7 protein-coding genes, 1 tRNA gene and 1 pseudogene are annotated in these 8,120 nt (G+C 59.6%); 1 reads left to right on the top strand and 8 read right to left on the bottom strand.

From position 1 onward, the window contains the following. Positions 1–112: 112 nt before the first annotated feature. Together CAK78_RS05840 and CAK78_RS05830 are read right to left on the bottom strand one after the other, a co-directional pair. Positions 113–883 carry a LuxR family transcriptional regulator gene (locus CAK78_RS05840; RefSeq protein ID WP_176452693.1) on the bottom strand — a complete coding sequence of 257 codons (771 nt, stop codon included), beginning with the start codon at positions 881–883 and terminating at the stop codon, positions 113–115. Between the two features lie 567 nt (positions 884–1,450). Continuing rightward, a tRNA-Ser gene (locus CAK78_RS05830) sits at positions 1,451–1,538 on the bottom strand. Positions 1,539–1,736: 198 nt separating this feature from the next. Here CAK78_RS05830 and CAK78_RS05820 point away from each other — a divergent pair. After that, positions 1,737–2,486, top strand: a complete 750-nt coding sequence (locus tag CAK78_RS05820; RefSeq protein WP_094696661.1) for a DsbA family protein — start codon at positions 1,737–1,739, stop codon at positions 2,484–2,486. A gap of 173 nt (positions 2,487–2,659) precedes the next feature. Here CAK78_RS05820 and galE read toward each other — a convergent pair whose 3' ends face one another. The 6 genes and pseudogenes from galE to CAK78_RS23330 form a co-directional block, all read right to left on the bottom strand. After that, positions 2,660–3,685 (bottom strand): UDP-glucose 4-epimerase GalE, encoded by a 1,026-nt coding sequence (gene galE, locus CAK78_RS05815; RefSeq protein WP_094696660.1) that lies wholly within the window; start codon positions 3,683–3,685, stop codon positions 2,660–2,662. Between the two features lie 86 nt (positions 3,686–3,771). Continuing rightward, positions 3,772–4,797, bottom strand: a complete 1,026-nt coding sequence (locus CAK78_RS05810; RefSeq protein WP_441296580.1) for an FAD-binding oxidoreductase — start codon at positions 4,795–4,797, stop codon at positions 3,772–3,774. 230 nt (positions 4,798–5,027) lie between these two features. Further along, the gene (gene hcp / locus CAK78_RS05805; protein ID WP_094696664.1) at positions 5,028–6,677 is read right to left on the bottom strand and encodes a hydroxylamine reductase; all 1,650 of its coding nucleotides are present in this window, start codon (positions 6,675–6,677) and stop codon (positions 5,028–5,030) included. Positions 6,678–6,966: 289 nt separating this feature from the next. Then, on the bottom strand, positions 6,967–7,434 hold the full coding sequence (locus tag CAK78_RS05800; protein WP_017779811.1) for a Dps family protein: 468 nt from the start codon (positions 7,432–7,434) through the stop codon (positions 6,967–6,969). A 125-nt stretch (positions 7,435–7,559) separates the two neighbouring features. Further along, positions 7,560–7,850 (bottom strand): annotated as a pseudogene (locus tag CAK78_RS05795) (DUF3833 family protein); the annotation flags it as partial. Between the two features lie 17 nt (positions 7,851–7,867). Next, positions 7,868–8,120, bottom strand: a 253-nt coding sequence (locus CAK78_RS23330; protein ID WP_141214131.1) for a zinc ribbon domain-containing protein, incomplete at its 5' end; no start/stop codon positions are given.

The following is an 8,120-nucleotide window of genomic DNA, read 5'->3' as shown; positions in this document are numbered from 1 at the left end:
GCTGATGCGTGGCGCAAAAAGTTGCAACCAGCAGGTTATTGTTCCATAAATGCTTGCACATACAGTGGAACATCTTGCCATCTACGCAACGAGTTGCTTGCCACAAACAGTATCACTGCTCCTCATCTACATTGGCCACCAGCGCCATCTCCACGTTCAACCTGACCACTCCCTGTTTCAATGCCCATGAGATGGCCTGGCTCTTGCTGCTGGCCCCCAGCTTGTTGACCACATTGTTCAGATGAAACGTCACGGTACGGGGCGTGATCCCCAGGATCTGGGCAATATCGCTCACCTGCTTGCCCTCCGCCGCCCAGCGACACACCTCCAGCTCCCGCAAACTCAACGCATCGTGCGGCGACATCCCCGCCAGACAGACCCGGGCCACCGCCTCGAAAATATGCATGGAGAGCCAGCTGATAAAGGGCACCGCAGAGAGCCACTGCTGCCTGGTGCGAGCTGTACTGGTAATAAAGGAGAGCAGGCCGACATGGCCGTTGGCACCGTGCCAGGGCAGGGTGATACCGTCGCGAATGCCGTACTCGTTGGCCAGTTGCATCACCTCCCGCCCCTGTTCATCACAACGCTCCTCATCGTTCACCACATCGGCCCACAGAATGGGCGTGCTTCTGGTCATGGCGCACTTGACGATGGGATCGATGGCAAAGAAGCCGCTGCCGGTGTAGGTATCCACCCAGGCCTGCGGGCAACCGTTGAAGATGATGACGTCCGGACGCTGGATGGTGCTGGGGAAGATCAGGGCAAGGCGAAAATAGTCGAATCCCATGCGGCCACTCAGTTCACGCAGCAGGGTCACGATAGTGCGCTCGTCAGCCGCCGTCTCGAACTGACCGATAAGCTCCAGCGCGTGCAGGGTATTCATTTCCGGGGTATGAGGATCATGCACAAGATAAGGTGGCCAAACATGGAAACATGCTGAATGTTAACAAGCGTCAATAGATGACACACCCCGACACATAGGAAAATCAGAACTGCCCCACACTTTATGCTATCGAACCGTAATTTTTGTAATGAAATGCTACAGAAGAACAAAATCGTTCCACCAGCAACCAGTCATGACTCCTACGGATGTTAATCATTGCAACATTTGCCATGGCTCTTCCCCTCACGGGCAGCCAACAACCCTCAGCTCCTTCCTGCATAACACAACAGAAGGTGTCCAAGTTGCGGCGGATGAGCCAGCGAGACGGGATCCCCACCGACCTGTGCGAATATCAGGGCCAATGGAGACGATCGAGACGCTGGTTGCCCGGTGATAGTCTCGCAATGAACGCTGAGCAAAACAGGCAGGAAAATCGCAAGCGTCAGCCTTGGCCAACGGCCTGAAAAACGTGGATAAAGATGACTTGCCCAATCAGAGGCAGAATGACAACGGGGATTTGAATAGCAAAAAGGCCATCCTTTCGGATGGCCTTTTTGGCTGAATAAATGGCGGAGGAGGTGGGATTTGAACCCACGGATGGTCGCCCATCGCCGGTTTTCAAGACCGGTGCATTCAGCCGCTCTGCCACCCCTCCGCGACAGTGCGGCGAATATTACCCATGGCGATCGCCCTTGTAAATCCCCTCGCCGCTCGTTTGCCGATTTATTGGGCTAAATGACGCACAAAGTCGCCAATTTTGGCATAACCAGCGCTTTTTCAACCGGATAACTTGACTTGAAAACAGACTCACCCACTATAGTCAGCATCCCGAAATTCCCAGCAAGATGGACTTATGAAAATCAAACATGCCCTGCTTTGTGCCCTGACGGGTGCCGCCCTGCTTGCGGCGCCGGTTCAGGCGAGCGAACTGACCAAGAGCGACGTAGAACAGATAGTGCGCGACTATCTGGTCAAGAACCCGGAGATCCTGGTCGAGATGTCCAATGCCCTGCGCGCCAAGCAGGAGAGCCAGCAGGCAGCCAACGACAAGACGCTCATCAAGGCACACGCCAAGCAACTCTATAGCAACCAGGACCCGGAAACCGGCAATCCCAAGGGCAGCCTGACCGTGGTCGAATTCTTCGACTACAACTGCGGCTACTGCAAACGCGCCCATCCGCTGATCAAGCAGCTGCTGGCGGAAGACAAGGACATTCGCTACATCTACAAGCAGTTCCCGATCCTGAGCGAGACCTCCTACTTCGCCGCCCGCGCCGCCCTTGCGGTACAGCTGGGTCAGCCAGACAAATACCAGGCCTTCCACGAGAAGCTGTACGCCCATCAGGGCCCGCTGGCCGACGAGGCACAGGTGAAGCAGCTGGCAGAAGCAGCCGGCGTCAACTGGAGCAAGGTTGAAGCCAAGATCAAGGATGGCAGCATCGATCAGAATCTCGGCACCAACCGGGCGCTGGCCGAAGCCATGAGTATCTCTGGCACACCGGCCTTCATCATCGGCGATCAGATCCTGCGCGGCGCCCCCCGTGATCTGGCCAGCCTGAAAGGCTTCATCAAGGATGTACGCGCCGGCAAGAGCATTCAGTAATCCCGCTCAGGCACATAAAAAACGCCCCGGCATGTCGGGGCGTTTTGCTATTCATGCTGCAAACCATCAAGCCTGATGGGCCGTCGCGAGAAGCTGTCAGCAAGGCGAAGAGCAGCACTGGGACCCGAGTTCATATGAATAAATGAGGTTCCCGAGCAGCGCATGACCCTTGATCACGGCTTCTCAGCAGGGCCATAACCGTTCGGATTCTGGCTTTGCCAGCGCCAGGTATCGATCATCATCCGCTCCAGACCGCGCTCGGCCTGCCAGCCCAGCTCGGCACGGGCCTTGTGCGGCTCGGCCCAGCACTCGGCGATGTCGCCGGGGCGACGGGGCTTGATCTGGTAGGGAATGGTGCGACCGCTGGCCTCTTCAAATGCCTTGATCATCTCCAGCACCGAATAGCCCTGACCGGTCCCCAGGTTGTAGGTAAAGACGCCAGTATCCAACGCGATGCGTGCCAGCGCTTTGAGGTGACCGATGGCGAGATCCACCACGTGGATGTAATCGCGTACCCCGGTACCGTCCGGTGTCGGGTAGTCGTTGCCAAACACCCCCAGCTCCTTGAGCTTGCCCACCCCCACCTGACTGATATAGGGCAGCAGGTTGTTGGGAATACCGTTGGGATCTTCCCCGATAAGGCCGCTCTCGTGGGCGCCGACCGGGTTGAAGTAGCGCAGCAGCACGATGGCCCAGCGGGGATCGGATTTGGCGAGATCCCGCAGGATCTCCTCCACCATCAGCTTGGAGCGGCCATAAGGGTTGGTCGCGCTGGTGGGAAAATCTTCCCGCAGCGGCACAGACGCCGGATCGCCGTAGACGGTCGCCGAGGAGCTGAATACCAGCCGGAACACGCCGGCCCTGGCCATCTCTTCGCACAGCACCAGGGTGCCGGTGATGTTGTTCTGGTAGTAGGTGAGCGGGATCTGGCTCGACTCGCCAACCGCCTTGAGCCCGGCGAAGTGGATGACCGACTCGATATGGTGGGCGGCAAACAGCTGCTGCAGGCAGGCCCGGTCCAGCACATCTCCTTCGACGAAGATGACCGGCTTGCCGGTGATCCGCTCGACCCGCTTGAGCGACTCGGGGGAGGAGTTGGAGAGGTTGTCCAGCACTACGACCTGTTGCCCGGCGTTCAATAACTCAACCAGGGTGTGGGAGCCGATATAGCCGGCGCCCCCTGTGACCAGAATTGTCATTTTTTATCCCGCGTTCGACTGAAACTGGGATTGAGTCTACCCGCCTTGCTTCTTAGCGAAAAGAGCAGGGTGCCCATTACCTTCCCTCAATAGTCGACGCAGACATCCCCGCTGGCGGTACAGGAACAGGCCAGTGCCACCCCGCGCTCGAGATCCTGCGCGCTCAAGGTCATCACGCTCTGGCGCTCGATCTCGCCTTCCGTGGTACAGCGACAGGCCCCGCACACCCCGGCCCGGCAGGCGGCCATCATGGTCTCACCCGCCCCCTCCAGCGCCGCCAGCAGGGTCTGCCCCGGCAGTATCTTCACCTTCTTGCCGCTCTTTTTGAGGGTCAGCCAGAAGTGGTCGCTGCCGGCCGCAACTGGCGCCGTGCTCGATGTGGCAGCCGGCAGGCCGAACGACTCCTGGTGCAGTTGCTCAGCCGGCAGTCCGAGCGCTGCCAGCATGCTGCAGACTGCGGTCATGTAGGGGGCTGGGCCACACAGATAGACGTGGCGTACGAGCAAATCTGGCGCCAGTTCCCTCAACATCTCCGGTGTGAGCCGGCCAACCCAGGGATAAGCCGTCGACGCCTCTTCCCCTACTTTCTCCAGCACTAAAGCGCGGCGCACGCCGGCATGGACTTCAGCCAGCGCAGTCAAGTCGTCAGCGAAGATCACATCCTCCGGCGAGCGGGCACTGTGAATAAAGCGGATATCCGCGTCCGGCCGCTTGGTGAGCTCGTCCCGCAGCATAGCCCACATGGGGGTGATGCCGGAGCCGGCGCTCAAGAGCAGCGGCCGTTCGCAGGGCAAGGCCGTCAGATTGAAGTCGCCGAAGGGGCCATCGACCCGGATCTCGTCTCCCACTTGCAGGGTCTGGTGTAGATGGTGGGAGACCAGTCCGACATCCTTGATGGTGACCTGCCAGAAAGGGTCCTGCGGGCTGGAAGAGAGGGTATAGGCACGGCAGTGGGGCTTGCCGTCAATCTCGGTGTGCAGGGTCACGCACTGGCCGGCCAGCACGGCGGGCAGGGTCACGCACTGGCCGGCCAGCACGGCGGGCAGGCTGCCCGTCTGCGGCACAAACTGCCAGCTCGCCACGTCGTGGGTATCCGCCCGTCTGCGGCACAAACTGCCAGCTCGCCACGTCGTGGGTATCCGCCCGTCTGCGGCACAAACTGCCAGCTCGCCACGTCGTGGGTATCCGCCCGGCGGCCGATGCACCTGAGGGTGAGAGAGGTGGAGGTCATCGCAAGGCTCCTCTTGTTGAAAAATGTTGGAAAGGGGTCGTTAAAAAAAGGCGAGCCATCAGGCTCGCCAAAGGCTTACAACATGCTGAGCGTGTAAGGCTGTCTCTTTGCTCAGGCCGCCAGGATCTCGGCGAGATCGGCTTCGGCCGTGGTGGTTCCTTTCAGGCCAAATTGCTCTTCCAGCACCTTGAGCAGAGCCGGGGTGAGGAAGGCCGGGGCGGTCGGGCCGGTACGAATGTCCTTCACACCCAGCGCCAGCAGGGTGAGCAGGATGACGATGGCTTTTTGCTCGAACCAGGAGAGCACCAGGGTCAGCGGCAGATCGTTGACGCCGCACTCGAACGCTTCGGAGAGCGCCAGCGCCAGCTGGATGGCGGAGTAGGCATCGTTGCACTGACCCACGTCCAGCAGACGGGGAATGCCGCCGATGTCGCCGAAGTCGAGCTTGTTGAACTTGTACTTGCCGCAGCCCAGGGTCAGCAGCAGGCTGTCCTGCGGGATCGCCTTGGCAAACTCGGTGTAGTAGGCGCGCTCGGCACGGTCACCGTCACAGCCACCGACCAGGAAGAAGTGGCTGATTTCGCCGGCCTTGACCTTATCGATCACCGCAGGGGCAGCCTGCATCAGGGCGTTGCGGGCAAAGCCGATGGTGATGAAGTGCTCGAGCTCAACGTGCTTGAAGCCTTCCAGCGCTTGCGCCTTGGCGATCACGGCGGAGAAATCTTCCCCTTCCAGATGGGTCACGCCCGGCCAGCCGACGATGGAGCGGGTGAAGATGCGATCCGAGTAGTTGCCCACGTTCGGGTCGATGATGCAGTTGGAGGTCATCACCACGGCGCCCGGGAAGTTGGCAAACTCCTTCTGCTGGTTCTGCCAGGCGGAGCCGTAGTTGCCCACCAGGTGCGGGTACTGCTTGAAGAAGGGGTAGGCCAGCGCCGGCAGCATCTCGCCATGGGTGTAGACCTTGATGTCCGTCCCCTTGGTCTGCTCCAGGATGAGCTTGAGATCCACCATGTCGTGACCGGAGACCAGGATGCACTTGCCCGGTACCGGAGTAACGCGTACCTGGGTCGGCTCCGGATGGCCGAAAGCGGTGGTTTCACCGAGATCCAGCATCTCCATGATCTTGAAGTTGAGCAGGCCAATGTCCATGGCGCACTTGAACAGGGGATCCAGATCGCTCGGATCCGTACCCAGCCAGCTCATGATGCGGTGGAATTCGGCGGCTACCTCGCTGTCTTGCTGATCCAGCACCCGGGCGTGCTCCATGTAGGCGGCGGCCCCCTTCAGGCCATAGAGGCAGAGCAGGCGCAGCCCCATGATGTCTTCGTTGACCTCGTTCTTGCCGCGGTTGACCGCGGTCTGCGGTGCCTGGGCCAGCTGTTCCAGCAGCTCGCTACCCGGCTCGAAGCGGGCCGCGGCGGGCAGATCGCCAACATTCACGGCCAGAGGTGCCAGCTTGGCGGCCAGCTGCTGACGATAGGCCAGCGCCTGATTGACATAGGCCACGATGCGGGCGGAATCGAAGTTGACGTTGGTGAGGGTGGCGAAGAAGGCCTTGGGCACGAAGGCGTCTATTTCGCTGTCGACGATGCCGTGCTCGCGGGCGGCCAGCGCCCAGGCGCTGAGACCCTGCAGGGTATAGATCAGCACATCCTGCAGATCAGACGTTTCAGCCGTCTTGCCACACATACCTTGTGCATAGGCGCAGCCGTTGCCTGCCGGGGTACGAATTGTCTGTTCACATTGCACACAAAACATCATGCCTCCCCTAATTGGACGTTTCAGTTGTTTGTTTTGTGGCGATTCTATTCCCCTCGTGGAAAACTTAATAGGCATTCAATTTGCCAATTCAATTTTCATTGATACAGATCAAAAACAAAAAAAGCCGCCCAAACAGGGCGGCAAGCGGGTGGATAAAAGGAGAGACAACTCAGGTTTGCAACAGAACACGATAATGGAACGGTTCGGGCTGGCGTCTGGTCAGGTAGCACCAGCCCTTGACTTCATCAAGCCGGCATACTTCGTATGCATCCGGCTTGGTTAACTATCAGGCTAAATAAGCGCGCAGCATCCAGACCAGTTTCTCCTGCTGCTGCACATAGTCGGAGAGAATGGACGCAGTCCCTTCATCACCGGCATCGGCGGCCTGCCCCAGGATGCGGCGCTGGGCCACCAGCAGCTCGCGGAAACTCTCCAGCAGGGATTCGACGCAGGCACGACCGTCGTGCAGCCCCTTCTGCTCGGCAATGGCGGAAACGTTCAGGTAATCGCTGAAGCTGTGCAGCGGTACGCCATCCAGAGTGAGGATACGCTCGGCCAGAGCATCGACCTTCAGCAGCAGGTCGTTGTAAATCTCTTCAAACTTCAGGTGCAGCTCGAAGAACTGGTTGCCGCGGATGTTCCAGTGGAAGCCGCGAACGTTCATGTAAAGGATCTGGTAGCTGGCCAGCAACTTGTTCAGTTCGGCAGCCAGCGCTTGTGATTGAACGGTATCAAGACCAATCGGACTCTTCATGTTTCACCTCCAGATTTGACGACCTGGTCATCTTAGAACCCATCAGACTCGAAAGGTAATCGTTAAGACCTAACTGATTGATAGCGAGTGACTATCGTCCACGTTGCCGACCGGGCGAGGCGCACTCATTCAGGCTGCCGCTCGATGTAGAGGATCACCTCCCCCAGCTGGATGCCGAACTTGCTGATGGCGGCCCGGTTGATCAAACGATCCTGGTCGAGCAGGTACATCCAGTCGTCGAAACTCACCCGCACCACGCTGCCATCGGGCAATGCCAGATCGAGCTGATAGCGCCAGTTGAGGGCAAAGCCGGCCGCCTTGCCTACCGCCTCCCCCACGACGTCGGCGGCCGTGCCGCGCCAGTGACCATCCGCCCCCTTGCTCAAGAACCAGGTGCGGGTCTGCTGGCGGCCGTCTTGACATCCTCCCCCGCCTAAAGTCGGGGGATTCCTACGGCGCCCACCCCGGCATCGAGCCGGGGTGGGTCGCTTCGGCGGGTTCCTGCTGCTGGCGACCTTACTGCATCGCTCACTTCACAGGCGAACCGGGCGTGTCCCGCCCTTAAAACATTGATCGCGCCGACCAGATCAGCGTTTTCCTCGAAGCCACATTCGACGCACGCAAACCGCTCTTGCGTCTGCCGGTTGTCCGCCGATACATGGCCGCAGCACGGACAGGTGCGGCTC

Origin of the sequence: Aeromonas sp. A35_P (genome assembly GCF_002259925.1) — a bacterium.
Classification (GTDB): domain Bacteria; phylum Pseudomonadota; class Gammaproteobacteria; order Enterobacterales; family Aeromonadaceae; genus Aeromonas; species Aeromonas dhakensis.
Note: the sequence above shows the minus strand (reverse complement) of the source record. Positions and strands in the feature narration are given on the sequence as shown.